The 25,963-nt window shown below is 59.3% G+C and carries 20 protein-coding genes and 2 rRNA genes; 6 read left to right on the plus strand and 16 right to left on the minus strand.

The genetic code is table 11. The features are described 5' to 3' along the window. Nucleotides 1–74: 74 nt before the first annotated feature. From E8K79_RS10600 to E8K79_RS10610, 3 genes are all read right to left on the minus strand, one after another. On the minus strand, nt 75–1,688 hold the full coding sequence (locus E8K79_RS10600) for a glycerol-3-phosphate dehydrogenase/oxidase (RefSeq protein WP_136514716.1): 1,614 nt from the start codon (nt 1,686–1,688) through the stop codon (nt 75–77). Nucleotides 1,689–1,879: 191 nt separating this feature from the next. After that, nucleotides 1,880–3,361, minus strand: coding sequence for a glycerol kinase GlpK (gene glpK, locus E8K79_RS10605; RefSeq protein ID WP_136514717.1), 1,482 nt, complete (start codon nt 3,359–3,361; stop codon nt 1,880–1,882). Nucleotides 3,362–3,376: 15 nt separating this feature from the next. Continuing rightward, entirely contained in the window at nt 3,377–3,808 is a 432-nt protein-coding gene (locus tag E8K79_RS10610) for a hypothetical protein (protein ID WP_246043795.1), read from the minus strand. Between the two features lie 394 nt (nt 3,809–4,202). On the opposite strand from E8K79_RS10610, the gene E8K79_RS10615 reads away from it, so the two are divergent. Continuing rightward, complete coding sequence (locus E8K79_RS10615) at nt 4,203–4,808, plus strand: hypothetical protein (RefSeq protein ID WP_136514719.1); 606 nt, start codon at nt 4,203–4,205, stop codon at nt 4,806–4,808. Nucleotides 4,809–4,989: 181 nt separating this feature from the next. On the opposite strand, the gene E8K79_RS10620 is transcribed toward E8K79_RS10615, so the two are convergent. The 6 genes from E8K79_RS10620 to E8K79_RS10645 form a co-directional block, all read right to left on the minus strand. Next, complete coding sequence (locus tag E8K79_RS10620; protein WP_136514720.1) at nt 4,990–8,040, minus strand: OmcA/MtrC family decaheme c-type cytochrome; 3,051 nt, start codon at nt 8,038–8,040, stop codon at nt 4,990–4,992. 94 nt (nt 8,041–8,134) lie between these two features. Beyond that, the gene (locus tag E8K79_RS10625; RefSeq protein ID WP_136514721.1) at nt 8,135–9,628 is read right to left on the minus strand and encodes a fibronectin type III domain-containing protein; all 1,494 of its coding nucleotides are present in this window, start codon (nt 9,626–9,628) and stop codon (nt 8,135–8,137) included. A gap of 43 nt (nt 9,629–9,671) precedes the next feature. Continuing rightward, entirely contained in the window at nt 9,672–10,322 is a 651-nt protein-coding gene (locus E8K79_RS10630; protein ID WP_136514722.1) for a hypothetical protein, read from the minus strand. Beyond that, entirely contained in the window at nt 10,310–10,747 is a 438-nt protein-coding gene (locus E8K79_RS10635; protein WP_198419542.1) for a cytochrome C, read from the minus strand. Before E8K79_RS10635 ends, E8K79_RS10630 begins: the two co-directional genes overlap by 13 nt. Further along, entirely contained in the window at nt 10,737–12,068 is a 1,332-nt protein-coding gene (locus E8K79_RS10640) for a hypothetical protein (RefSeq protein ID WP_136514723.1), read from the minus strand. Before E8K79_RS10640 ends, E8K79_RS10635 begins: the two co-directional genes overlap by 11 nt. A gap of 889 nt (nt 12,069–12,957) precedes the next feature. Further along, a complete protein-coding gene (locus tag E8K79_RS10645; RefSeq protein ID WP_136514724.1) occupies nt 12,958–14,127 on the minus strand; it encodes an MFS transporter in 1,170 nt (389 codons plus the stop codon). A gap of 161 nt (nt 14,128–14,288) precedes the next feature. Here E8K79_RS10645 and proC point away from each other — a divergent pair, with 161 nt between their 5' ends. From proC to E8K79_RS10660, 3 genes are read left to right on the plus strand one after another with little or no spacing between them, the layout of a single operon-like run. After that, nucleotides 14,289–15,089 (plus strand): pyrroline-5-carboxylate reductase, encoded by an 801-nt coding sequence (gene proC / locus E8K79_RS10650; protein WP_136514725.1) that lies wholly within the window; start codon nt 14,289–14,291, stop codon nt 15,087–15,089. Further along, the gene (locus E8K79_RS10655; RefSeq protein ID WP_136514726.1) at nt 15,086–15,370 is read left to right on the plus strand and encodes an acylphosphatase; all 285 of its coding nucleotides are present in this window, start codon (nt 15,086–15,088) and stop codon (nt 15,368–15,370) included. The genes proC and E8K79_RS10655 overlap by 4 nt, the downstream gene beginning before the upstream one ends. A gap of 16 nt (nt 15,371–15,386) precedes the next feature. Then, nucleotides 15,387–15,869 carry a thioredoxin fold domain-containing protein gene (locus E8K79_RS10660; protein ID WP_136514727.1) on the plus strand — a complete coding sequence of 161 codons (483 nt, stop codon included), beginning with the start codon at nt 15,387–15,389 and terminating at the stop codon, nt 15,867–15,869. Nucleotides 15,870–15,945: 76 nt separating this feature from the next. Here the strand turns inward: E8K79_RS10660 and E8K79_RS10665 are convergent, their stop codons facing one another. Next, a complete protein-coding gene (locus E8K79_RS10665; RefSeq protein WP_136514728.1) occupies nt 15,946–17,277 on the minus strand; it encodes a radical SAM protein in 1,332 nt (443 codons plus the stop codon). 164 nt (nt 17,278–17,441) lie between these two features. Here E8K79_RS10665 and E8K79_RS10670 point away from each other — a divergent pair, with 164 nt between their 5' ends. Together E8K79_RS10670 and E8K79_RS10675 are read left to right on the plus strand one after the other, a co-directional pair. After that, nucleotides 17,442–19,115 carry a B12-binding domain-containing radical SAM protein gene (locus tag E8K79_RS10670; RefSeq protein WP_136514729.1) on the plus strand — a complete coding sequence of 558 codons (1,674 nt, stop codon included), beginning with the start codon at nt 17,442–17,444 and terminating at the stop codon, nt 19,113–19,115. Nucleotides 19,116–19,197: 82 nt separating this feature from the next. After that, the gene (locus E8K79_RS10675) at nt 19,198–19,440 is read left to right on the plus strand and encodes a hypothetical protein (protein ID WP_135870467.1); all 243 of its coding nucleotides are present in this window, start codon (nt 19,198–19,200) and stop codon (nt 19,438–19,440) included. Between the two features lie 5 nt (nt 19,441–19,445). Here E8K79_RS10675 and E8K79_RS10680 read toward each other — a convergent pair whose 3' ends face one another. From E8K79_RS10680 to E8K79_RS10705, 6 genes are all read right to left on the minus strand, one after another. Continuing rightward, the gene (locus E8K79_RS10680; protein WP_136514730.1) at nt 19,446–20,897 is read right to left on the minus strand and encodes an aminoacyl-histidine dipeptidase; all 1,452 of its coding nucleotides are present in this window, start codon (nt 20,895–20,897) and stop codon (nt 19,446–19,448) included. An 81-nt stretch (nt 20,898–20,978) separates the two neighbouring features. Beyond that, nucleotides 20,979–21,785, minus strand: a complete 807-nt coding sequence (locus tag E8K79_RS10685) for a M48 family metallopeptidase (protein ID WP_136514731.1) — start codon at nt 21,783–21,785, stop codon at nt 20,979–20,981. A 52-nt stretch (nt 21,786–21,837) separates the two neighbouring features. Next, entirely contained in the window at nt 21,838–23,475 is a 1,638-nt protein-coding gene (locus E8K79_RS10690; RefSeq protein ID WP_246043796.1) for a DUF3943 domain-containing protein, read from the minus strand. Nucleotides 23,476–23,698: 223 nt separating this feature from the next. Further along, nucleotides 23,699–25,342: a methyl-accepting chemotaxis protein gene (locus E8K79_RS10695; RefSeq protein ID WP_246043797.1), complete on the minus strand. Its 1,644-nt coding sequence runs from the start codon at nt 25,340–25,342 to the stop codon at nt 23,699–23,701. Between the two features lie 207 nt (nt 25,343–25,549). Continuing rightward, nucleotides 25,550–25,666: ribosomal RNA gene (rrf, locus tag E8K79_RS10700) — 5S ribosomal RNA — on the minus strand. 123 nt (nt 25,667–25,789) lie between these two features. Next, a 23S ribosomal RNA gene (locus E8K79_RS10705) occupies nt 25,790–25,963 on the minus strand; the annotation flags it as partial.

The following is a 25,963-nucleotide window of genomic DNA, read 5'->3' on the forward strand; positions in this document are numbered from 1 at the left end:
GGTAAAAAAAGGGGGGCCTGCCGTCGCAGCGTCCCCCCTCTTTTTGCCTTTCCTGATGAACCTTGACCTAGGTATCAATTACCTCCCAACCGGTCATTCATCTCTTCGCGCTCCTTTGCCTGACGCACCCTGTCCCAGCCAAGCTCCGACGCCATCAGTTCATGCACCGCAGTGGCGGCGAAGCGTGCCCCAGCACGATCCAAGAGGGCGAGCGGAACACGCCGCTCGACAAAATCGAGCACGGTAAGGGCCATCTCATGGCGCACCGCGTAAAGCACCTCCCCCTTCAGGTAAGGATGCCCCGCAGTCAGCCTCTCGCCCAGCCACCCCTGACACAGCCGTGCCACCTCCAGGGCGTGGTCGCCGTAGGAGCGGTGCAGGTGCAAGGCCACGTCCGGGTCGAGACCGAAGTTCCGGGCAAGCTCCACCGCGCTCCCGTCCCTGAAGTTCTCCCCACCGTCGAGCACGAGGCGGTCGGTACGACATGGTCCGGTGGCGGCAAGTCCCACGTTTTTCACCACGTAGTCCACCGTGTCCAGCGCCATCTTCCTATAGGTCGTCCACTTACCGCCGACTATGGTGATGAGGCCGGTGGGAGAGCAACTGATGACATGGTCACGGGCTAGTTCGGCGGTGTCGGCGGTGAAGGGATCGTGCACAAGTGGCCTGAGCCCGGCCCACGAGGCCGTGATGTCCTGGCTCTTCGCCCCTAGGTTGAAATAACGCCTCAAGTGGCGCAGCAGGTACTCCACGTCCTTTTCCCGCGCAAGCGGCAGTTCGTCGGCGTCGGCCGGTTCTTCGGTGGTGCCGACGAGGCACGCCCCCTCCCAGGGGAGGATGAAGAGGACGCGGCCGTCGTCCGTCTTCGGGATCATCACCCCCGCCTCCATGGGCGCAAAGCGACCAGGAAGCACGATGTGGATGCCGCGGCTCACCCTTAGCAGCGAAGCGGCGGTCGGGTCGTCCATGCGGCGCACCATATCCGAGGAGGAGCCGCAGGCGTTTACCACGCAGCGGGCGCGTATCTGCCAGGAAGTCCCGTTTATGGGGTCGCGCACGACCGCGCCGGCCACCCTCCCCTTCTCCCGGACCAGGCCGACCGCTTCCACGTAGTTGCAGATCACCGCCCCCTCTCTGACCGCGGTCCGTGCGAGGGCGATGTTCATGCGCACGTCGTTGAACTGCCCGTCGTAGTACTGTACCCCGCCTTTCAGCCCTTCCTCCCGGATCATCGGGAAGCGCCGCAGCATCTCTCCACGGGAAAGGAAGCGGCTGTGCCCAAGCCCCGCATCGCCGGCGAGCAAATCGTAGAGTTTGAGCCCTGACCATACGTAAGGAACCTGTCCCAGACCGTACAGCGGTGTCACCAGGGTGAGGCGATGACAAAGGTGCGGGGCGATCCTTAAAAGAACGGTACGCTCGTGCAGCCCGTCGCGCACCAGGTTGAACTGCACCCGGTCCATGTGCATGACCGCCGACTCCAGGTAGCGGACGCCGCCATGGAGTAGCTTGGTGCTCTTACTGCTCGTACCGCCACCGAAGTCACCACGGTCGACAAGGGCGACCGAGAGGCCGCGGTTGGCCGCGTCGACGGCGATGCCACAGCCGGTCGCGCCGCCGCCTATCACCAGTATGTCGAAGGTCCGGCCGCTTTTCAGTAAATCAAGGTTCGCGTTCCTGTCCGTCACTAATTGCCTCCAAAACCAAATCTTTAACGCAAAGGCGCAAAGCCTCAAGGTACGACCTCTTTATCGTCGTGCTTTACCGGCGAGGTCACTCGGTCAGGTTCCCTGTTCCCCTGTCTGTACGTCGCGTCTTTGCGCCTTGGCGTCTTCGCGTTAAGGCCTTTGCCTTTAGCTCCTTTGTTTGTCTGCCTTTCTTACTTAGCCCAACCGAGCGAGAGTTGCACGCATTTTTGCCATCCCCGGTACATTTCCGCGCGCTGTTCTGGCAAAAGAGACGGCTCGAAGCGCCGGTCTAGACTCCAGCACTTCTCGATCCGGTCCTTATCGAGCACTCCAGCGCCAATCCCAGCGAGAAACGCGGCCCCAAGCGAGGTGCTCTCGGTGCAGCGTGGTCTCAGCACCGGAACGCCAAGAAGGCCCGCCTGGATTTCCAGCAGGAGGTTGTTGCGGGTCGCTCCGCCGTCCACCCGCAGCTCGCTAAGCGGAATCTCCCCCGCATGCTCCATGGCGCGGATCGCATCAACGGTCTGGAAGGCAATCGCGTCGAGGGCGGCGCGGGCCAGATGCGCCTTGCTGCTCCCCCTGGTGAGCCCCGCGATGACGCCCCTGGCGTACGGATCCCAGTAGGGGGTACCAAGACCAGAAAGGGCCGGGACGAAGTAGACCCCACCGCTGTCGGCGACGCTGCCGGCAAGAGCCTCGACCTCGGCGGCTCCCCCGATCAAACCAAGCCCCTCCTCGAGCCATTGCACCGCGGCGCCGGCGATGAAGATCGACCCTTCAAGGGCGTACTGCACTGCCTCCCCCGGCAACTGCCAGGCGATGGTGGAGAGCACCCCCTCGCCGCTTCCCGGCCGCTCGCCGCAGTTCATCACCACGAATGCGCCGGTGCCGAAGGTCGCCTTGGCCATACCGGGTGCGAAGCAGGCCTGGCCAAAGAGCGCCGCCTGCTGGTCCCCGGCTGCGCCGGTGATCGGGATGCGGCACCCGAGGAGTTCGGCTGAGGTCTCCCCGAAGCTCCCCGCGCTCATGCGCACCTCCGGGAGGATGGCGCGCGGCACGCCGAAAATCCTTAAGAGCTCGTCGTCCCACTCGAGCGTCTTTATGTTGAAGAGCATGGTGCGGCTTGCGTTGGTGATGTCGGTCACGTGGCTTTTGCCGCCACTCAAACGGTAGATGAGCCATGAGTCGACGGTGCCGAAGCAGATCTCGCCGCGCGCGGCGCGCTCCAGGAGACCTGCTGCGTCTAGTATCCAGGCGATCTTCGTCGCGGAGAAATATGGGTCGAGCAGAAGGCCGGTCCGCTCACGGACCTCCGCTTCCAGCCCATCCTCCTTCATACGCTGTGTGACGTCCGCCGTCCTGCGGTCCTGCCAGACGATGGCCCGGTGCAGGGGGCGCCCGGTCTTGCGCTCCCATATAAGCGTCGTCTCGCGCTGGTTCGTTATCCCGATCCCGGCGATGGAAGCGCCTCGCTCCGCAGCGCGCCCCAGTACCTCGCGCAGACAGGAGAGCTGCCCCTCGAGGATCTCCTCCGGATCATGCTCGACCCAGCCGGGCTCCGGGTAGTGCTGGGTGAGCGGGGCCGAGGCGGTAGCCAGTGCTTCACCTTGCGGACCATATAGCGTCGCTCGGCTGCTGGTGGTCCCCTGGTCTATGGATATCAGGTATGCCACGCGTCCTCCTTTTCCCTATTTGAACCTGAAGATGAACCTGGTGCCGAGCCTGTCCTCCTGGTGCTGGCCGCTGTAGGACCACCCGGTAATCGGTTCCTGATCGTAGTACAGCATGAGGTCGGTGCGCGGGGTGAGGTGCAGGCCGAGCTCGCCGGTCCACCTCGGCGCGCGGTTGGGGTTGAACTCATAGACGTTGTGGTAGCCAGATTCGGGACGAATGCCTAATTCTTCACCGGCGGTTAACCCGCGCGTTTCCACGGTCAGCATGGGGAATTTGGCGGCGGCGGAAAAATATAAGGCTTTGGAAAGGGAAAGACGCCAGCCGGCCCGAGCGTGCAGCCGGTGCGTCGACTGCTCGATGCCTCCGTGCAACTCCTGCCCGGCACCACGATATCCGATCCCCAGCTCCGGTTCAAGCGTCAGTTCCGGTGCCGCGGTGAAACTCATACCGGCGCTCGTTAGGAAGCGGTCGGCATTGAAGAAACGCTTACTGTCGACAGGTTCGGCGTTGGCGGGAGTGTCAAGCGGCGAGGACAATTGAGGAGTTTTGAGAGCGCCCCCTCTAACAGGGGTAGCTATGAAACAGATAATCATTGCCAACGCTAGTATCCTCATGGCGGACAGTGTATCAAGAAATTGTCTTTTTGCTCAGGTGAAAAAGGCGGCAATAAGAATAAGCATAGAACAATAATGCAGAATATCATGCCGAGACATAGGCCTGTGAATGGCGATTCAAATTCCAAGTTAATATCTTTGAAAAATGGAGCACAGTTCTTGCACAGCAACTGCGTTCATAGTATTCTGTTGCACCGATACATAAGATTTTAAAAGGAGATTTGATATGCGAAAAGTAGTAAGAGCACTAGGCATCGCCGCAATAGGTTTTTCTGTCTTCGGATGTAATGGCAAAGGTACAGATAAAGATGCCCGCCCAAGTGGTGCAGAGCAAAAGATCACGCTACCCGACGGAACCAAAGACAGGGACCTTGCGATGAAATACCTCTATGGCATTCAAAATGAGGACAAGAAATCGATGTATGAAGCAACTAACCTCACGGAGGCTTTGGCCAACGAGGCTAGGGAGAAGTTCATATACCAGAAGAAATACCAGCTGACTGAAAAACAGCTCAAGGACTACGAGAGAACCCTCGCAATTTCGGGTGAAATAGACTTCTACGCCAAGAAAATCAAAGACAACCTGCCGAAGTCGGCAAAATTCGAGATCGTGAAGTCAGAACCTTTGAAATCTCCGCCTACCGCAAGAATCGAGGTATATTCGGTTAAGATAACCTATCAGAATCAAAAGGAAGCTATCAGAGATGAGTCTAGAAAAGCGGTCAAGGTGATGGTGGTTAAGATGTATCACGTGACCCAGTCGCTCAACGGGCGCTGGGCGCACGAATTCACTTTTGACAGCAAGCAGCGTGAAGTTCTCTCTTATTTTTAGCGGCCCGTAATCGATTGGTGCCGCCACATAGACCGACGGCTGATCTCTGTGAGCATATCCAGACGTCCCCCTGCAATTTAGACAGCTAGCCGCAGAATAAATAAAGCCCGGAAACTTTCGTTTCCGGGCTTTATTTTTACGTCCTCGGGGTTAGGAAGTCACCCCAAAGGGTTACGCCTGTTTACCACCAACGATGGACCGCCTTGATGGTCGGTACGGTCGTATTGAGGGTGTTGGCAGCCGTACCGTGGCATACGAGACAAGCTTCTTTCTTGCCCAGTGCCGTTGTACGGTCGAGGTAGATCGACCCGCCGTTAGCCTCCATATGTTGCTTGGCGAGAACTGAATCATGGCAGGAGAAGCATGCCGCGGTGATCGGCGACGTGACCAAGGTTGTCCCTGCAGCCGCGGTTGTGGTATCGGTGTCGGCTGCATATTTAAAGCCGGCGCCGTAAACCGTGCTGGTGCTGAAGTTGACGTTCTGCGGCGGAACCACGGAGGTGATTGCTGAGGTACCGGACGCTACTGTGGTGTACAGCAGCCTGTCGACGATGGCAGGGCCACCGGCGGTTACATATGCGCTGGTTGCGTTCGTCGTAGTGGTTGCGGTGTAAACTGCGGAGCTGAAGTCATACATGCCCGCCAGGTGGCACTGCTCGCAGTTCCGGAGGTAGCCGGGGTAGCTGACATCCCAGTAGCCATTAGTAGCATCGACCGCATGCCAACCGTATTTCGTGGAACGCTTGGCGGCAGCATGGATGCCGTGAATGAAGGTGCTGGCGTTTGCAGAGTAGCCGGAGCTAGCCGTGTTTACGTTATGGCAGAAGGCGCAGGTAGGTGCGTCGTTTCTCTGCCCAACATGGAAGGAAGGCGACACGCCAAGCTGTACATGGCAGGCATTGCACTTGTCGTTGCTGACGATAACGCGGCGTGCCTTGTAATTAGTTGCTGCCTTGGCGACGTTGGGTGCTGCGACGATGAGGCCGCCAACTTTGGTGGTCGCGTCGTAGGGATAGGCCGGCAGGTTGATCTGAGTCAGAGGCTGCGTGGTGCTGCTCAACTGATAAGAGTAGCCCACGCCGCCGGTCACCATGGTGGCCGATGCCGGGATGGTAGAAGTCGCCGCGGTAAGAGTTGCGGTGTAGTAGCCGTTGGCATCGGGTGCACTCAAGGTGCCTTTGGTGTTAGTAGGATTTAGAAGGTCCTTCAGGTACACGTTGACCGAGGCGTTGAAGTCGGCCGGAGCGTCAATGCCGTCCTGCGGCACCGCGTATACGATGTAGAGACTCGGGCTACCCACGAAGTTCGGAAGCAGTTGTGTGTTGGCGTCGACGTAGGTCGGGAAGGTCACCGCGGCGCCGTCTTTCATCATTTTGAATTTGATGGATGGTTTACCGCCACTCACGGTAACGCTGCTGATATCGTAGGTGATTTTAGCTGCACCGGTCGGGACAGCGCCGGCTGCTGCGACGTATGCCGCATTGGTGCGGGAGTTGCCGGTCGACGGATTGGAGAAGAGGTTGTTCGGGTCCGGTGCGATCACTGGGACATGTGCCGTAGCGACTTCAACAGAGGCAATATTCCCGGTGTGGCATGCCGCACACCCTTGATCGGTGGTCTGGCCGCCTTCATGGGTGGCGAACACAACGGTGCTGTGGCAGGAGCCGCATGCTTTCATCGTCGGCTTGGTCTTCCAGTTGTCGCCATCTACGCCTTTGTGACACATCTTGCAGTTCCTGATGGACTGCGGATAGGTTACCTCTGCGGTGGACACGCCAAGGATGGTTTCAGCCGGGGAGAGTTCCTCGCCCATGTGGATCTTGTGGATGAACGGAGTGAAATCACCGTTGGTATTGCCGCCAACATCGGTAGAAAGCTTGTTCTGCGGGGTATGGCACATTACGCAGAGCCTGGTATCCGGACGGGAAGCGAAGTGGCCGCCGGCGAAGCCGAGTTTGTCGTGGCACTGGTTGCAGGCAGCAGCGGTGACGATGTCGCGTGCGAATGCCTGGGCGCCGTTGACGGTGTACATCTCACCAGTTGCAGGGTAGAAGTCGTAGAAGAGGTTCGCTACGCCGCGTACGCCGAAGTTGGCGGTGGCGGTGCCAGTCTGCGGGTTGATCGGGCCAGCATACGCGCCCGGGGTTTTGCCAACCACGCCCGGAACTGCGACGGAACGGACGGAGATGCCGATACGGTGAATCAGGCTACCGTCGTACGGAACGCTAGCAACGGTCTTAACGTTTTTGCCGAATATGGCGGTGTAGGAGCCGTCGCCATGGTCAATGATAGTGTACCCTTGGGTGGTAAGGGCACCGGTAGTCGAGTTGAACGTGGAGACCGCGTCAGAGGTCGGCCTTGGGTCGGAGTTCAGGATGTAGTTGAGCCAGTAGGAATTGCTCCCTGCGGTCTCAGGCTTCAGCTGTGCCACGTGAAGACTGAAGGTCCTCAGGCCGGAGATACCCTTTCCTGTGCCCTTGTTGACCACGGTGAAGTTGACGATCGGGTTATTGCCCGGGATGTAGGCGCTGATGATGCGACCATCCAGTTGGGTATTGTTGAGATCGTCATAGGTAAGGGTGGATGCGTCGCGTGCCGGCAGCATGTTGGCGTTGGACAGGGTGCCGGAGAGCGCGAGACCGTCGGTGGTGTAGGCAAGAATCTGCCCGCCGGAGTTGACGACCGCTTGGGCGCAATCGGTGTAGGTCTTGCTCACAGACGCAAGAGTCTGGTTGGGGTCGCCGAGCTGGCCGCTAAGCCCCATCAGCGCGGAGACGGCACGACAGATGTCGGTCGACTGCTGGCTGATCAGGATGCTGATCGGGCTGGCGCCGGTGATTACGCCCGGAGCAGGAGGATTGCTGAGGTCGATCGGCACCAGCGCGCGGAAGGTACCCTGGGCCACGACAGCCTTGAAGACGAGGACGGTCTTGGTCGCAGGAAGGGTGAAGGTGAGCCCGCTGAAGCTCCCGCTGCTGTCGAGGACGGCGGTGCCGAGCTGGGCACCGTCCTGGGCATTATAGACGAAGACATGGTTCGTCGCGGTAGCCGAGGTAGCTGACAGGAACGCGGTCTTCGCGGTGGCCTTGGAGACGTCGACCTTGCCGCCGACGGTCACCTCGGTCCCCTTGCTGGTGATCTTGGTAGTGGACCCCCCTCCGCTGCAGCCTGCGAGAGGCAGCAGCACACATACTACGAGTGCTACGAGGTACCTTAAGTTTCTGCCAATCATAGTTTCCTCCTGTTTGTTGTGTCCTGCTCGGATAGTGCGTTGTCAACTGCTAACGATTCCAGAATTTTCCCCCTTTGTTTCAGAGCTATATTCTTCACGGGCCGGTTGTAACCTGGCCGTTTACTATTACCCCGAGAGACGCCTTGTTCGGGGTTACAGCGAGTGCGGTGCTGGCTGCGGAGCGGTTGCCGGCCTTGTCGAATGCCTTCACCGTGTAGGAATAGGTAACGGCGGAGGTGACGGACTGGTCGGTGTAGCTGGTCGAGGTCGAGGTGCCGACCTTCACGCCGTCCCTGTAGATCTCGTACCCGGTGACGCCGACGTTATCGGTCGCGGCACTCCAGCTAAGTGCGACCGAGCTGTTTGTACCGGAGATGGCCGAGGTCACCGCGGCAAGACCGGTCGGTGCGGTAGGTGCGATGATGTCGAGCTGCGCAAGCAGGTCGTTCGACAGCTGACCGCTCACGATAACGTTCAGCGAAGCCTGGTTCGGTTTCACGGAGAGCGGAGCGCTGGCAGCCGACATGTTCCCGGCACCGTCGAAGGCAACCACAGTATAAGAGTAGGTGACGTTGGAGGTCACCGGCTGATCGGTGAAGGTATTAGAGGTCGAGGTTCCGACCTTCACGCCGTTGCGGTAGATGTCGTAGCCTGCCACGCCGTTCGCGTCTGTGGAGTTCTCCCACACAAGGACCACGGAGCTGGTCGACGAGGTGAGGGCGTAGGTGGTGGCGGCAAGGCCGGTGACCACGGTAGGCGGCGTCACATCGCTGAAATCAGGCTCGGGCGGCGGGGTGGTGATCTGCTGCGTGATGCTGTTCACCGTGGGCGCCAGGGTCGGGTTGTCCGTCGCTACCTGGGCGGCCGCGGTAGTGAAGAGGGTGACGAAGGTCTGGTACGCAGTGGCACTCGTGCTGACATCTGCGATGGCGTCGTCAAGAATGGACATCACGGCGGTTGTGTCGGAGACTTGCGAGTCGACTATCATCTGATCGATCACCGCGAGAGCGGCCTGGTAGGTGGTGCTGTCCGCAGGCGGCGCGAGGATGTCGGTCACGTTGAAGAGATCACCTACCTGGGCGTTAGCTGCCACGACCGAGTCTTGCAGGACCTGGGTGGTGACGGTACCCGGTTTCTGCTCAAGAATCAGCGGCAGTTTCTGGTACGCCATTTCGGTCAGCGGGCTGACCGTCACGGGAACGTCCGGGTTGAAGTTATCCACCACGGCGCTGAAGGAATCAGCCGTCGTGAAGGGGACCGGCTGACCTGTGGTCTCGCTCAGATAGGTCGAGCCGGTTTGGCCGGTAACGGTGACGACCACTGGGCCAGTAACCGAAGCGGGGATCTTCACCGCATAACTGCCATCGTCAGCAGTAGTTCCCGAACCAAGCAGTTCACCGCGGGTCCCGTCAAGGGAAAGCCGGTAGACCGCAACGTGCGCTTTGGCGACCGGCCCGGACACCACGGCAACGCCTGTGACCGTCTTCGTAGCGCCGCCACCGCCGCCACCGCCGCCGCAGCCGATGAACAACAACGGCAGACAGAGGAGCAGTAAGGCAGCAATGTATTTCTTCCAGGGGATGCACATATTATGTTCTCCTTCTGCTATCAGGGAAATGAACACCAGGTTCCTAGTTCAGCGGGCTAGCCGGCGGACCGTTGTTGTGACAGTTGTAGCAGCTCGGCCCGCTCAACCACGCACCTCTCAGATCAGTCCCATGGCAGACTGCGTTTTTGCAGGTTGAGAAATCATAATTGCCGTTGGACAGGTTGGCGTTGAGCCATGCCGCGTGCTTATCAAGGTCCTTGTCGAGGCTGGAGCCCCACGGATGGATCGTGGGGGCCTGCGCCGTACCACCCTGATGGCAGCTGAGACAAGAAGGCCCGCTGTCGGTCACGCCGAGCAGGTCGGTGCCGTGACAAAGCGCCGTGGCGCAGGTGCTGGTACCGTTGGTGCCGATGTAGGCCGGGTGACGCAGATACGCGACCTGCCCCCACCCCAACGGGTGGATAGCCGTGGTCCCGCCGATGTGGCATCCCGCTGTACCGAAGCAGGTGACCTTCGCGATACCGCCATTGAGATCGTCGCCGTGGCACTCGGCGCAGCCGTTCACGTCCTCTTCGGCAGCGGCGGCATGCCCCGCCGGAAGCCAGTTCGCCGGATGCTTCCCGACCGCGGGATCAAAAGAGGCCTTGGGGTTGGCATCCCCGCACCCCGAAAGGGCCAGCGCCAGCGCACCAAGAACCGCAAAAGACAGAACTTTTGTCGTTATTTGTGGCATGTCACGCACCTCTCGTTGTTCTGACGTCCGTGGCACTTGGCGCACGAGGCAGGATTCATCTTGCCGTCGATCCTGTGCTGGCTCATGTAGTCACCGCGGTGCGGCATGGTGCGCTCCACCGCCTCGGAGTATTTGACGTTGGGGTTGAGCTCTTCCTTGTGCGCATGGCAGTCGCTGCAGAAGGACTCGGCATGGCAGGAATTGCAGGAGCGTCTTGCGTTGGTGGCGAAGATGCTGTGTTTTTTGAAGAAGTCGACGGCCTGGTGGTTCATCGCGGCATAGGCGTCGGTATGGCACTCGGTACAGTTCGGGGTTCCCGTAACCGCTTCCGGATGGATCCTCGCGCCGCTGTTAGTGTTGGCACAGGCAAAGAGAACGCATGCCATAAGCGGCATCATCAGCAGAATCAGAAGTTTACTTTTCACTCTTGCCCCCCTTTTCGCCGGATTTCATGTCGAAAGCGTAAGCGACCTTAACGAGCGCCCTCCACTCTCTGTCGAAGTCCGGGCTCTGCGAGTACTCGACGTCCCCGCCGACCTTCAGTTTCTCGGTGACCTCGTAACCTGCGATGCCGGTCAACGCGAAGCTGCTCTTCACGCCGTCGATGGGGCGATCGAAGATTACGTTGTAGAAGTCGAGGCCCAGTTCCGCGTGGCCGACCTTTTTCAGCGCGTAAAGCCGGTAGTCGTAGTAGCGCAGCCGTTCGGAGTCCCCAATCATCCGGTGCACCGAGCCCCCGAGTGAGAGTGCTCCCGGTGCGGTCCAAGCCACCTTCCCGCCCACGTAGTCACCGGAGCCCTGAATATCGTAGTCGTACTTTTTGTACTCAGCCGCGACGGTCAGGTCCTTTTGCGGAGTCCAGGCGGCGCTCGCGCCGTACGTGGTCAACTCCTCTTTGGGGTCGAGCAGCCCGCCGTTGTTGGAGAGGGCGAAGGCCGTGGTGGTCACGTTGTAGAAGTAGTCGCCGTAGTTGATTTTCGAGAAGTCAGCGCTCAAGGTCACGGCATCGATGGGGGCCAGGGACAGGGTGTAGGCGTGCTCCATCCACCCCGAGGTGATCGAGTTGTAGCTGGAGCGGCCGGTCAGGTCGACCTGCTTCACCGGGTGAAGCCAAACGTCGATCCCCTCTTCCTCGCGGTCGCGTGCGACGTCGGACTCGTTTCTGAGCGCGCTCACCCCGATGGTGTAAAGCCCGGCCTTGCCCTGGGCCACGCGGCCGCCGTAGATGTAGTCGCCCCCCTTGTAGCTTGGGTCGGTGACCACCGGCTGCCCGACGAAAGCGGCGCCCGTGAAGCCGGCGGCGAAATCGCTTCTCGCGTAGACGCCATCGATCCTCTCACTCGCCACCCCTTCTGTGACGAACTGGCGTCCCACGTTCACCACCAGGTTGTTTTTGGCGCCCTGGTAGCTCAGGTAGCCGTACTGGAGGTCACCGTCGGTGTAGTGATCGCTGGACTTGTCGACGAGGTCGAGCCGCCCCCATGCACCGAGGTGCAGCGAAACGGCACTGCCGTCCTTCTCCGCCGTAGTTACCGAGAAACGCAGGTACTCATACAGCGGGTAGAGGTCGTCCTTGCTGATCGTCCTAGTCATGCGCAGGTAGGTGTTGGAGCTGCCGGTAATGGTGTAGTCAGCTGCCAGGACCGGTTGGGCCAGCATCACCGAAGACGCCGCCAGCACCACCCATGCAGTCCTCAGGAGACCACTTTTTCCGCGTCCTGAACTCTCTTCTTGGTGGCTTATCAAGACATCCCCTCCTTTTTCGTAGTGTGAATCGTTATCCAGTAATCCGCTGCTGCGTGAACGAACGACAGGGAGCCGGTTCTCCAAGCGGAGATGCCGCCATCCATCACTGTCACAAATTGTAAAGTTTCTGCTTATAAGAAAAACGAAATAATCGGGAATACTCTTAGGCGTGCGGGCACACCAGTCATTATTCTATATTAACAAAATCTTAGAATCATGTTTGGGGATGTGCTTGACTAATTGGGACCACTGCTAAAGTTACAGCAGCTTTCAGGTAGTGCAAGCCGGACTGAAAACATTTTTGATCACTCACATAAAATTTATTTGCAATGTATGTCATGAAGTGGCAGCTAGCCATCGGCATCAGAAAAATTTATATTAACATAATTTAACACATCAATACACCGTAACTACAAACGGTCAATGAGAGAAGTCAGTTTTTTGTCACAGCAAGCATTTGTCTTTTTTGTGGGGGGGGCAAACCGTATCAGCCATGCTTATGCCTTGATGCAAAAGGATTCTAGCTTCGAGCACCGGAGTTGCAGCTCTTGGACCTTCGCGACTGAACCCCATTCCTTTTGCGCTGAGAGCGTTGCACACCGAACAGTTTGCATGATCTTTACCAATTGCATAAACATCTGAAATACAAGTCATCTCATCCAGAACACACTCAAAAGAAAGGCCCAGACAGTCATAGAGCCGACTTTTATGGTCTGTTTTTTGACAGAAAGAGTAAGCTTCCAGACACAGAAGACATTATCGGCAATGCTAATACTTGCTTTAGGGGAAAAACGCCCTTTCGGGAGAAAAAGTCACACGGACTATTGTTTCATACGAGGAATCAATGACTTTGGATGCAGGGGAAATGACTTTAGGAGGGGGCACAAACTCAGTGCCGGGACAGAGACGGTGCTTTGACCATGGTGACAAGTAGAATGGCAGCCACGGCGGACAGGGACGCGCCGAAGAGAAAAGGAGCGGCGCCCCCTTCCAACTGCCAAATGCTTCCGAACAGCAGGCTCGCCGGCAGCGCGCCCGCACCAACGGCGAAATGAAACCAGCCGAACGCGGCGCCCACTTCAGCTCCCCGCGCCAGGTCGGCCACGAACGCCTTTTCCACCCCTTCGGTAAGGCCGAAGAAGATTCCGTAGAGCGCGAAGAGGAGCCAGATCTCGACCTCACTTCTGGCGAGGCCGAAGCCCAGGTAGGACAGTGCATAGACGCACCAGCCGGCAACGATCACCGACCGTCGGCCGATACGGTCGGAGAGGGCGCCGAAGGGCATGGTGGAAAGCATCTTCACCAGGTGGAAGAAGGCCCACAGAAGCGGCAGGCGGAACGCCGGAGTCCCGACCGCACCCGCCTTCAACAGCAGAAAGGCGTCGGACGAGTTCCCGAGAGTGAACAGAAAGAGGATGACGAGGTACCTTCTTAGCGGCCCGGCCGGAAGCATGGCAAGGCGCATCCCCTGCGCCGGCGGTGTTCCCCTTTGTGTCTCCCGCACCTTCCAGACGATAAGAAGGACGGCTACGATTCCGGGGATGCCGGCAAGCCAGAAGAGCTGCCGCAGGTCGCTTATGAAGTAGGCAAGCAGAAAGGTCGCGATGAGAGGCCCGACCAAGGCCCCGGCGTGGTCCATCGACCTGTGGAACCCGTAGGCCTTGCCGCGCATGGAAGGCTCCACGGAATCGGCAATCAGCGCATCGCGCGGCGAGGTGCGGATCCCCTTCCCTACCCGGTCGCCAGTCCGGATGAGCAGCACGGTGAGCGGTGTGCCGGCGCTCCCGATCAGAGGCCGCATCAACGAGGAGATCGCGTACCCAGAAAGGACAAGTCCTTTCCTGCTGCGCACACGATCAGACACAATGCCGGAGATAAGCTTCAGAAAGGAAGCGGTGGATTCCGCCACTCCCTCAATGGCCCCCAAGAATACAGGACCTGCTCCAAGCACTCCGGTAAGAAACAACGGCAAAAGCGGGTAGATCATCTCGCTTGAGACGTCCGTAAAGAAACTGACGAGACCCAGAATGAGAACGTTGCCGGTAATGCCTTTGAACACGGCGCACCTCCAGGGTTTCAGTCTAGCCTATCGGGTCACTGTGACAACCGCCGAAGCTGCCGCGCCAACAATAATTAAATCTAATCAATTCTGTTGACATTTAGGGTTGGATTTATTACGTATCACTGGAACTAAATCCTTACTGAAGCGGGAGGCAAGGCATGGAGAAGAGAACGGGTTTCATCGGCGGCGGCAACATGGCCGAGGCGATCATCAAGGGGCTTTTGGCGGGTGGCGTTCCTGCCGCCGAGCTGGCGGTCTCCGAGCCCTCCGAGCCGCGCCGCAAGCAGCTCGCCGAGCGTTACGGCGTGCAGGTGCTCTCGGACAACGTCGCCCTTTGCCGGATGAGCGACACCGTGATCCTCGCCGTGAAACCGCAGGTCGCCTCCCAGGTGCTCTCCCATCTTGACGCAACGCCGGAGAAGCTCTTCATATCTATAATGGCCGGGGTCAAAAGCGCCGCCATCGAGGGGATGCTCGGGGCTGGCGCCCGTGTGGTGCGGGTCATGCCCAACACGCCGGCCCTCGTGCTCGAAGGGGCATCGGCGATCGCCCGCGGCTACAACGCCACCGAGGACGACCTGGTGCTCGCCCGCAAGATCTTCGACCTGGTCGGGACCACCTGCGTCGTGGAAGAGAAGCTCCTCGACGCGGTAACCGGCGTATCCGGCAGCGGCCCGGCCTACGTGCTCACCTTCATCGAGGCCTTGAGCGACGCCGGCGTAAAGCACGGTCTCACTCGGGACGTTGCGACCGCCCTCGCCGCCCAAACCGTCTACGGCACCGCGAAGCTCCTCCTCGAAAGCCACGAGCACCCGGCGGTTCTGAAAAGCAACGTCGCCTCCCCCGGTGGGACCACCATCGCCGCGATGCACTCCCTCGACCGCGACGGCTTCCGTGCCGCCACCATAAACGCGGTCGACGTCTGCGTGGCGCGCTCCAAGGAGCTGGGGGAAAAGTGAAAGTAAGGACGACGGTACTCGTGCGCGGCCGGGTACAGGGGGTCGCCTTCAGGCACCACACCGCCCGGACCGCGGCCCTGCATAACGTTTCCGGCTGGGTGCGCAACCTGGCCGACGGCTCCGTCGAGGCATGCTTCGAAGGGGAGGAAGACGATGTCAGGGCAATGGTGCAGTGGTGCCGGCGGGGTCCCGAAGCAGCACGCGTGGACGAGTTGATCGAAAAGGCGGGTCAGTACACCGGAGAGTGCACCGGTTTCAGCATCAGGTACAGCGACGAATAGTCACAGGAGAGACGCAATGAATAGATGGATGACGCTGCTTGTAGTCCTGCTCACGTTACTCATCGCGGCATCGACGTTTGCGGCGAAGGATAGACTCGATCTGGACAAGGCGGTCAAAATCGGTAACGGCAAGACCACGGTGATTGAATTCACCGACCCTGACTGTCCCTTCTGCCGCAAGGCGGAGGCCTATTTCCAGAAGCGGCCCGACGTCACCCGGTACATCTTCTTCATCCCGCTGAAAACGCATCCGATGTCTAAGGAAAAGGTCCAGTACATCCTGTCCGCGAATGACAAGGCGAAGGCGTTCCACGAGGCGGCTTCCGACACCTTTGACAAGAGAAAGCTCTCCGAGATTACCCCTGCCGGGGTTAAGCTTCAGAAGGAGCACGAAGAGATTGCTAAGGCGAACAAGATGAATGCCACCCCCACCTTCATGATCTACGGCAGGATCGTCGAAGGCTTCGACCTGAAGAAGCTGGAGCAGTTGCTGAAATAGCCGCGACTAAATCCATCAACGGTCGTTATTCAAGGTATGGAAAGGCCGTTCACTGTCAATTGCCAATCGTCAACTGTCAATTGCCTTTGATCGGCCACCCTTTCTCATATCCCTCCGGGAAGAAGTTCTCGCGCGTCCGGTTGAAGTAGCCGTACTGGATCTTCGGGAACGCCCGCTTCACCTCCTGCAGCATCCGGTACATCCCGATCCCCCTCTTTTCCACACCCATCCTCTCGTTGTAGAAAGCGGGATCGATGGAGAGGTTGCGCATCTGCAGCATGTCCACACCGGTCGTGTCGATGAACTTGAGAAGCGCCTCCACCTCGGAAGGGCTGTCCGTCACGCCCGGCGAGACGAGGTAGTTGATCATGGTGAAGAGACCGCGCTCCTTGGCCGTCTTCACCGATTCCACCACGTCGGCGAAGCGGTACCCCTTGGGGCGGTAGTAGTTGTTGTAGAACCCCTCCTGCACCGAGTTCATGGAAAAGCGCATGGAGTCCATGCCCGCGTCGCAGAGCATGCGGATCCTGTCCGGCATGGAGCCGTTCGAGTTGAAGTTAACCGTGCCGCGTGAGCTGCCGGCTTTGAGCCTCCTGGTCGCCTCGGCAACGGTGTCCGCCTGCATGATCGGATCCCCTTCGCACCCCTGGCCGTAAGAGACGATCGGCTCCGGCGCCTGCAAAAGGTGCGGCAGCATGAGCTCGACGATCTCCTCCGGTGTCGGCACGAACGGGATGCGCTCGTGGTTTGAGGGACAGCAATCGGACGGCTGCAGGCTGATGCACCCGAGGCAACGCGAGTTGCAGACAGGCGATGTCGGGATGGGCGCTTCCCACCTGCGGAAGAAAAGGTTCTTCGCCGCGAAGCAGTGGTAGTCGACGGCGCAGCGGGAGAGCTGCTCGATTAGCCTGTTCTTCGGAAACTCGGCGAGCATCTTGCGCACCAGGGGATCTAGCTTCCTGTCATCGTAGTTTTTCGGCAGCCAGTTCTCGTTGGCGTCCACGCGGGTCGCCGCCACCACGAAGCGCTCCGTCTCCTCGTCCCATCCCACTGCGGTGTAGGACCAAAGCGGCAGGTGCACCCTTTTCTCGGCGTATTCGCAGGCGGGGAGCAGGGTGCGCATGTAGCCCGGGGCCATGAAGGCGGAGACGGCCTGGATCTTCATGCTGCGCCGTCCCTCCTTGACGTGGCTCACGGTGCGAAAGCGCCCTTCGCGCTCGTCCCAGGCGACGGGCGGTGTGTCGGGTATGGTGAAGAGGCGGCTGTCCTCGGGGAGCGGGATCAGCTCCACCGACTCGGGGAGCACGGCTTCGTTGGCGCTCATGCCGGCCATGGTGAGGTACGGGTGGTCGTAGATGTTGCCCTGGCTATCGGCGTAGAGCAGTTTCGGCAGTCTCTTTCTTTTCATGTCTTCCCTGTGGGGCACTCCCCGGTTTCGGTCTGCGTGGGCGGCCCCGTATCCAGGCACCGCCGACAGCCGCTTACAGTAGCAAAAAAGCGCGCGGCGGGCAAGCAAGAGGCGCCACCATTTTTCTGGCACCACCGCACATAAATGGGCTACAATCCCCGCCCATGAAGATACTGTTCACTACACTGCACGCCAAGTACGTCCACGCCTCCCTGGCCCTCCCATATCTATCCGTATCGGCCCCTCAGCTTTCCGGGGTCGAGTACCGCATTCTCGAACTCACCATAAACGAGCACCCGGACGTGCTTTTGGCGAAACTCCACGCGGAGCAGGCGGACGTCGTTCTTTTCTCCTGCTACATCTGGAATACCGAACTTACGCTTAAGCTCGCCTCGGACCTGAAACAGCTGCAGCCTAGAGCCTTCATCGCCCTTGGGGGGCCCGAGGTCTCCTTCGGAGCCTTCGACCTCATGGTGCGGAACCCTTCGGTGGACTGCATCGTCCGGGGCGAAGGGGAAGCGACCTGCCGGGAGCTGATCGACGCCCTACACCGGGGGCAGCCGCTGGATGAGATCGCCGGCCTCACCTACCGGGAAGGGGAAGAGGTGATCGCCAATCCGGAGCGAGGCGCCATGGTGCACCTCGACGACATCCCCTCCCCCTTCTCCGCGTCACTCGTCGACCTAAAAAAGCCGCTTGTCTATTACGAGACCTCGCGCGGCTGTCCGTTCTCCTGCGCCTTCTGCATGTCGTCTATCGAACAAGGGGTGCGCTCCTTCTCCATGGAGAGGATCAAAAAGGACCTGCTCATACTTATCGAGGCGGGAGCCCAGACGGTGAAGCTTGCCGACCGTACCTTCAACTTCGACGCGGGACGGGCCAACGAGATCTGGCGCTTCATCCTCGAACACAACCGCGGCAGCAAGTTTCACTTCGAGATCGCGGCGGAGCTGCTCACCGAGGACAACCTGGCCCTCCTGGCGCAGGTCCCCGCCGGTCTGTTCCGTTTCGAGATAGGTGTGCAGTCGGGGGGAGAAGAGACGCTTGCCAAGGTGGAGCGGAAATCGAGCCTCGAGAAGCTTTACGCCAACGTGGAGAGACTCAAGGCAACGACGGGTGTGACGGTGCATCTCGATCTGGTGGCGGGGCTTCCCGGCGAGTCGCTGGACGGCTTTCTTGCCTCGGTGCAGGGGCTCTTCGCCCTCGGTGCCGACCACATCCAGGTCGAGCCGTTGAAGGTGCTGAAGGGAACCGCGATGCGCGGCATTGCCAGGAAGGAAGGTTACGCCTACTCGGAAGCGGCACCGTACAAGATACTGCGCACCCCCTGGCTTTCCTTTGACGACATCCGTCGCATCGAGGGGATGAGCCGCCTGCTCGACCAGGTCTACAACAGCGGCAGGTTCACGGCGAGCCTGCACGAGTTCGCCTCGCACTTCCCGCTGTCGCAGCTCTTCTCGATGGCAGCGGAATTCCTGGAGGGGGAAGGGGCGAGCGGCAACCTCTCCCTCGCGGCGCTCTTCGAGGCGATCTGGCGCTTTGCCGGAGACGCCCTTACGGGTGAGCGGCTCGAGCGCCTGCGCGACGCCCTCTGCTACGACTTCTGCCTCACCGGCTACCCGAGCGGCAACACCCCGCCCTTCTTCGACAGGAGCAGGCAAACGGTGGATACCCCCCTCCCGGCGCGCCCGGCCTCCCCCCCCGGCGAGCGGATCAGGCAGTATCGCCGCTGCTTCGCGCGGGACTACCGCACCTTCCCTTGGCGCGAGGAGGCGACCGAGATCACCTTCGTCTATCGCTCCGCACCGGGGGAAGGACTTAAGGTGCAGGTCATCTAGCCCCTAGCCGTTGCATCCCTTGCAGTCCCGGCGCCGCGGGCGATACTTAATCGTCTCCAATCCAGGACCGGAAGGGGGGAGCATGGAATACTTCACCGTTTCCTGCCAGCGCCGTGGCAGCGTCAGCGTGGACGGTCTCTACCAGGGCGAGAACACCAACGGCGACACGCTCCGGGTCTTCCAGTGCAGCGCCGGTCTGCACGACATTTCGCTTGAGTGCCGGCTCGGGCAACGGTGCCGGGAGATGACCCAGAGGGTGCTCATCTCCCGGACCAACGCCATCGTCCCCATGGTGATCCGCTTTTTCTGCGAACTGCAGCAGTAGTGCCGCTACACCGTCTTCAGCACCTCGAGCAGAAACTTCCAGTAGTTGCCCACACTTTCGATGTAGACCCGCTCGTCCGGGGAGTGCACCTTTTCCATGTTCGGGCCGAAAGAGATCATGTCGATCCCCGGGATGCGCTCCCCGATGATGCCGCACTCAAGCCCGGCGTGCACCGCCTTCACTTCGGGATCCCTGCCGTATAGGTGCCGGTAGCACCCTTTGGCGACCTTCAGGATGTGCGAGTCCATATTGGGCTGCCACCCCGGGTACCCCTCGCTCACCTCGAGCTCGGCGCCGGAAAGCTGCAGGGTCGACTCGACTGTCTCCACCATCTCGCCAAGGCGCGACGCGCTGGAGCTGCGCTGGCTCGTGATGAGGACGACCGCATCGCCGGTGGTGCTGATCACCGAGACGTTGGTGGAGGTTTCCACGAGCCCGGGGATGTCGCTACTCATGCGCTGGACGCCGCTGGGAAGCGCTGCGATGGCTCGCATGACGCGCAGCTGCAGGTCCCCTTCCAACACCTGTTTGGGCGGCGCCACCTCCCGTGCGATGGTGAGCCGCACGCCCGGATCCACCCCGGCCAATTCCGCCTTGAAGGTACTCTCCAGTTCGGCCACCAGTTCCTCGCCCCGCCCCTGCTGCTCGGACGGCAGGTACAGTACGGCGGTGCACTCGCGCGGGATTGCGTTTCTCATGTTGCCGCCGTCGATGGCGGCCAGGCGCGCGCCGAGCTCAGCCATCCTTATGAGCGCCCGGTTCAGGAGCTTGATGGCGTTGCCAAGCCCCTTGTCTATCTCAAGCCCCGAGTGCCCCCCCTTCAGTCCTTTCACGGAAAGGCGGAACGCCACCGCCTCATCCGGCGCGTCTTCGGTCGCAAGGCGCCAGCGCCCTACGGTGTCCTTGCCGCCGGCGCATCCGATGTAGAGGGCCCCTTCCTCTTCAGAGTCCAAATTCAGCAGCGTCCGGCTTCTGACCAGGGCCGGGCTCAGGTGCTTCGCCCCCCTGAGGCCGGTCTCCTCCTCAACGGTGAAGAGGAGCTCGAGCGGTCCGTGCTCGCCGCTTCCCCCTTCCATGATGGCCAGCGAGGTGGCCACACCGATCCCGTTGTCGGCGCCGAGCGTGGTACCGTTCGCGGTCAGCACATCCCCCCGGCGCACCAGCTCGATAGGATCGCTCATGAAGTCGTGCACCTTGTCCGCGTTCTTCTCACAAACCATGTCCATGTGGGACTGCAGGCAGACCGAAGGGACACCCTCCCTTCCCTGCGTGGCCGGCAGCCGCACCACAATGTTGCCGCAATCATCCTTCGCCCCTTCCAGCCCGAGTTCGCCGGCACGCTTCAGGATGTAGTCAGCGAGTTTCTCCTCGTGCCCGGAGGGCCTGGGAATCGCGGCAATAGCCGCAAAACAGCGCCAGAATATCTGGGGTTCAAGACCTCGTATCGCTTCCGTCATGACTGCTCCCATAAATAAAGATGCCCCTGCGGCGCTGCCGCAGGGGATGATATTACCTCTTTGTCACTAGGCCCGCCCCGTTCAGAGCTTTTGCACCTTCACCTTTATGCGGTTGAACTGCGAGTTAGACTCGGGGGGCCAGCTCTTCGGCGGCAGTTGGGCGATTTCCTTCTGGATGTCTTTGATCCGGTCGATGGTCTCGGGGTGGGATGAGAAATACTTGGCGATCGTGCCGGGTTGCCTTTCCTCCGCCGCGTCGAGCTTCTTGAAAAAGCTCACCATACCCTCCGGGTTGTACCCTGCCTTATACATGGTCTCGACGCCCAGGTAGTCGGCCTGGCTCTCCATCTCCCTGCTGTAATACATCCCGCCCGCCTTGCCGAAAAGGTCGGCCGCAAGCTTCGAGAGCTCCCCGCTCTGCCCCCCAAGGAGGAGGCTGACGATGAGGCTGTAGCCGTACTGCTGGGTCATCTGCCTCGTCGAGTGCCGGGCCACGACATGGTTCATTTCATGGGCCATGACTGCGGCGAGCTCGGTTTCGCTGGATGCCGCCTTGATGAGTCCGGTGTTCACGTAGGTGTGCCCCCCCGGGATGGCGAAGGCATTCACGCTCTCGTCCTGCACCACCTGGAAGGTGAAGGGGAAGTCCTGCTTGCGCACCCCGGTCAGGAGCCTTTTGCCGACACCGTCGATGTAAGCCTGCACCTCCGGGTCTCTTATGACCTTGTGCTGCTTTTCCACTTCCACGGCAAACTTGTCCCCGAGTTGCTGCTCTTCCGAGACGGAGATGAGGTTGAAGCCCCCTACCGATGACTTGTTGACGGCGCAGCCGGAAATGATGGAAAGGCTGACCAGGACGGGCAACAAAAGCCTCTTCAAGTATTTCATCAACACACCTCTCTTTCTTTTTATGACAACACTGACAATTCAGCAGCTGCACTTACTGTTCCGGTGAATCCCGCCACTCAACAGCACCGTACGTTCTGTCACTCACGAAGCTATACACAAGACTTATAGTTCCTTCAGAGCGCGATTTGCTGCTTATATTAGCATAGTTCGTCTGGCGTATCGACTCGGAATATTGTATGCCGAGGGCGTGGTTTCCATGAACTCTCAAGGTGAAAAGCGCGTGCCCCCTGAAAACAGACTCCGAGCCGTCATGATCAGGCCCTAAGCTGCTGACGTAATACCCTCTCCCTGTCACGTCCAGCATCGCTCTCTCCCCGAAGAGTCCCCTCAGGCCGATATACATTTGCGGCGTAGCTCCGAAGTGATACCCGCGTTCTTCGACCACGTCGGTCTCCAGTCCCGTGGCGCCGAAACCAACCCCGCCCAATACCGAGCCTTGCAGTGCTACGTTTTGCCCCAACCAAAGCTGTCCGGTGGTTCCCATGGAGAGTGCGGTGCTCGAGACACGGAAGAGGTACGGCGAGATGTAGTCATAACTCCCGTAAAGCCCCCAGATGCCACGGTAATTGTCTCCCAGTTCGTACCGTTTTCCTTTCAGCAGGCCGTGCACGGTCAGGGTATCGACCAGGTTGTTGGATGTGGGCCTGGCGGAGACTTCGAAGTTGAAGTAATCAAAGGGGCGGTGATAGGTGTATCCGGGTTTACCAGGAAGCCCGTAGCTCATCGAAAACTCGAGGATGCCAATTCCCTCGCGCGAGCGCGCTGCCACCTTGGTACTGATGTTGTTGGAGTGCGTGTCGACACTAGCCCCGAACCTGCACATCCAAAGCGTCGCCGGTTTGTGATTTGGGAAGATTACATCGAAGCGCTTGCCGAATGCCGCCCTGTTGAAGGCTGTCGACGGAGAAATCGCGCCTGCGGCCAACTCGTAACCAAAGGGCGGCCGGCTCCCACCGTCCTCAAGGACAAGTTCGGCCATGCGGAAAAGCGCCTCGCCCAGAAGGCTCCCCGCATTTCCCGTGGTGATTAGGTCGTTCAAGGATGGCCTGGAATTCTCTCCAGCCATTTCCCAGAGAAAGCTTCCGGCGTTGCTGTAGGCCAGCGATTGCCAGAAGTTCAGACCGGACGAACGGGCAAGCCCGTACATGGTCGCCCCTTCGTACGGATGGCCAAACTGGTTGACCTGAAACGTGTCCTGATCGAAGGTCCAGTCCTGGTGCGTCAGCTGGCGCCAGAACGAAGACGGGTTGGTTGAGTAGGTTTTCCTTCCCTCTTCCGTTCTATCGTCGTTGAGAACAGTTCTGTCGAAAGCGTTGAGGGCGATGATGAAGCCAGGTATCTCGAGTGTTGGGATGAGGTAGCTTTTCCCTTCGCCGGTCTCCCAGGAAAGAACCGGCCTCAAATCTACGGCAACTGTTTGGTGACGGTCGACATCGGCTTTTGCTACCTGGAACAGTGGATGAAGACGCTCTTCCGTTCTCCACGTAAAAAAGGACGTGGCGGCACCGCTGCCTGCCGTCAGCGAGACGTCGGATGTACGGGGGACTTGAGCTGCACGACCTGACAAGATCCCTTCGTCAGCGTGACCTATCCCTGTAGTAAAAAGCGACACCGCCAAAAACATCACGACGACCGACGAAGATACCAAAGCATGGAGAAAACCCTTCATTCCGCCCCCTGTCATCTGGAAGATCAAGGAACCAGCCACTGCAGGATAGACAGCATGAAGCGAAGCCCGTGGAAATGTTGCGGCAGAAAATGTCGGTAAAATTAACATATGACAATCTACACAGGTAGTCTGCTTTGTCAAGAAAGCTATCCACGCGCCGTAGACGCAAAAAAGCCCCGCAGGTAATACCGGCGGGGCTTATAGAATAATACGGGTAGAAGAGCTACAACTTGCGGAAAGTCTCCATCTCCCGGTGCACGGCGCCTATCAGGCCGTTGATCGCCTCGATCTCTTCCAGCATCTTCTTCGCCTCTTCGGCCGTCCCCTGGATCAGCCGATCGACCTCGGTGACGTCAGTTCTGAGCACATCGCCGATGGCGATCTGTTCCATGCAGGTCTCTTTAAGTCGTTTGACCTTGTCGTTGTCCTCCTGGACGCTCTTCATGTACATCCTGTTGCCACGCACCTGCTCGTCCGTAGAACGAGTGATCTTCTCTGAGAGACTACGCATCCGCTCGAGGCTGCGAACGATGAGCTGGGCTCCGGCCTCTTCTTCCTGAATGGCACGGCTGAACTGCTTGACACGCGAGAGGTTTTTCTCGGCTTCATCAGTGATGAGACGGCTCCCCGACGCCTGCTCATTGGTGGCTGCAGCGATCTGCTGGACCATCCGGGAGGCCTCCGCAGCACTTTCCTCGATCCTGTGCAGTGCCTCGTCAGCCTTTTCCGAAACCCGCACCCCTTCGGCAACTTTGTCCTTGCCCAGTCTGGCGGCGGTCTCGGCGGCAGCGGTCTCCTTCTGGATGTTGCCGACCAGTTCCTCGATCTCATCCGTAGAGGCGGAGGTACGTTTCGCAAGGGCGCGCACTTCCTCGGCGACTACGGCGAAAGCCTTGCCCCGTTCGCCGGCCTGAGCGGCAATGATCGAGGCATTTAGAGAGAGCAGGTTCGTCTGTGATACGACCTCCTTGATCACGTCAAGGAACTCCCCGACACGCAATGAGTGCTGGGATAGCCGATTGATCGCCTCTACTGAGTGATCGCTGTACTCCTCTATTTCAGTCATTGCAGCGATGGTCGCTGTCATCGCATCCATGCCGTCCGCCGCCTGCACCCGCACCTTGTCGGAACAGTCCGATGTCCCTTTCGCCTTGTCGCGGATATCGACGATCGAGTTGCCTATGGCGAGAATGGAGTTGTAAGTCTGTTCGGTGGAGTTGGTCAGCGCCTCAATGTTGGTAGACGTACCTTTTATGCTGGCGGCCATTTCCTCGATGGAAGCGGAAGTCTCCATCACGGACGCGGAGTATTCCTGGATGCTCAGGGCGATAGCGTCGGTCGCTGCGCTCATTTCAGCTGAGATTGAGGCGCGCTCGTCGGTACGCGAGGCGATGTCTTCTATCTCATGGAGCAGGTCACGGAAGAAAGCGTTCATATCGTCGATGGCGCCAAGCGTTTCCTTCTCTCTTGCGGCCTGTCTTTCGTTGTCATCAACCGTCTTAGTGAAATCGGCGGTAAGCCGGTCGTGCCTGCCGGAGATGTCGGCGGCGAGCCTCGTCACGTTTTCGACCATGACAAGCACCCGCTGCATCAAAGCCTCGTTGCACTCGATTAGACGGTGCAGTTCATCTCCGGTCCCGGTCGCTTCACCGACAGAAGCCTCACCGGTGATCATGACCAACGTCTTCAGTTGCTGCTCGACATAAAGCCGCAAGGCTTCCTTGATGATGTGATAGCAGAAAGTGCCGACGATAAAACCTGCGGCCAGACAGCCGAAAGCGTATAAAGGCGCGAAGGCCTTGCGGCCGAAGAAGATAGAGGAATAGAAGGGGAAGACGGCCCCCATAAGGAGACCAAAGCAAACCATGAAGATATAAGTGCTGCGTAGTGAGGAAAGATATTTGCGGAAAAACATAAATGCCCCAATTGCATATAAATATGCCAATTAGTACATTAAAAATGTTGAAGTGTCAATCTAATAGGTAGATATCCCCAGGCGACGATCTCGCAGGATTTACGAACCTGAAAAAGCGAAAAGCCCCACTGGGATTCCAGTGGGGCTTCTCTATTAAATTCCCTGCGGCGACCTACTCTCCCACATCGTTACCAATGCAGTACCATCGGCCCAGAGAGGCTTAACTTCCGTGTTCGGGATGGGAACGGGTGTGGCCCTCTCGGCATTGCCACAGAGAAACTCTTGGCTTGGGCTTTCACCCTCGCAGTATGTTTCTCACAATTGCATGTTCGTGTCTGTAGGTTTTTGGCAGTTTATGATCGGGGGGTGGAGAACCACCCCCCTCTCTAAGAATTTTTTATGGTCAAGCCTCACGGCCGATTAGTACCGGTAAGCTGAATGCATTACTGCACTTACACACCCGGCCTATCAACGTTGTGGTCTACAACGGGCCTTTAGGGGATTGCTCCCAGGGATACCTAATCTTGAAGGAGGCTTCCCGCTTAGATGCTTTCAGCGGTTATCCTTTCCGTA

It is taken from the genome of Geomonas edaphica, from assembly GCF_004917075.1.
GTDB classification, from domain to species: Bacteria; Desulfobacterota; Desulfuromonadia; order Geobacterales; family Geobacteraceae; genus Geomonas; species Geomonas edaphica.

Excerpts from the sequence above, each read along its gene's own strand:
- E8K79_RS10610 (WP_246043795.1), bottom strand. The coding sequence starts at position 3,808 with ATGAGTTTCACCGCGGCACCGGAACTGACGCTTGAACCGGAGCTGGGG.
- E8K79_RS10615 (WP_136514719.1), top strand. The coding sequence starts at position 4,203 with ATGCGAAAAGTAGTAAGAGCACTAGGCATCGCCGCAATAGGTTTTTCT.
- E8K79_RS10620 (WP_136514720.1), bottom strand. The coding sequence starts at position 8,040 with ATGATTGGCAGAAACTTAAGGTACCTCGTAGCACTCGTAGTATGTGTG.
- E8K79_RS10625 (WP_136514721.1), bottom strand. The coding sequence starts at position 9,628 with ATGTGCATCCCCTGGAAGAAATACATTGCTGCCTTACTGCTCCTCTGT.
- E8K79_RS10630 (WP_136514722.1), bottom strand. The coding sequence starts at position 10,322 with ATGCCACAAATAACGACAAAAGTTCTGTCTTTTGCGGTTCTTGGTGCG.
- proC (WP_136514725.1), top strand. The coding sequence starts at position 14,289 with ATGGAGAAGAGAACGGGTTTCATCGGCGGCGGCAACATGGCCGAGGCG.
- E8K79_RS10660 (WP_136514727.1), top strand. The coding sequence starts at position 15,387 with ATGAATAGATGGATGACGCTGCTTGTAGTCCTGCTCACGTTACTCATC.
- E8K79_RS10665 (WP_136514728.1), bottom strand. The coding sequence starts at position 17,277 with ATGAAAAGAAAGAGACTGCCGAAACTGCTCTACGCCGATAGCCAGGGC.
- E8K79_RS10670 (WP_136514729.1), top strand. The coding sequence starts at position 17,442 with ATGAAGATACTGTTCACTACACTGCACGCCAAGTACGTCCACGCCTCC.
- E8K79_RS10675 (WP_135870467.1), top strand. The coding sequence starts at position 19,198 with ATGGAATACTTCACCGTTTCCTGCCAGCGCCGTGGCAGCGTCAGCGTG.
- E8K79_RS10680 (WP_136514730.1), bottom strand. The coding sequence starts at position 20,897 with ATGACGGAAGCGATACGAGGTCTTGAACCCCAGATATTCTGGCGCTGT.
- E8K79_RS10685 (WP_136514731.1), bottom strand. The coding sequence starts at position 21,785 with ATGAAATACTTGAAGAGGCTTTTGTTGCCCGTCCTGGTCAGCCTTTCC.
- E8K79_RS10690 (WP_246043796.1), bottom strand. The coding sequence starts at position 23,475 with ATGAAGGGTTTTCTCCATGCTTTGGTATCTTCGTCGGTCGTCGTGATG.
- E8K79_RS10695 (WP_246043797.1), bottom strand. The coding sequence starts at position 25,342 with ATGGTTTGCTTTGGTCTCCTTATGGGGGCCGTCTTCCCCTTCTATTCC.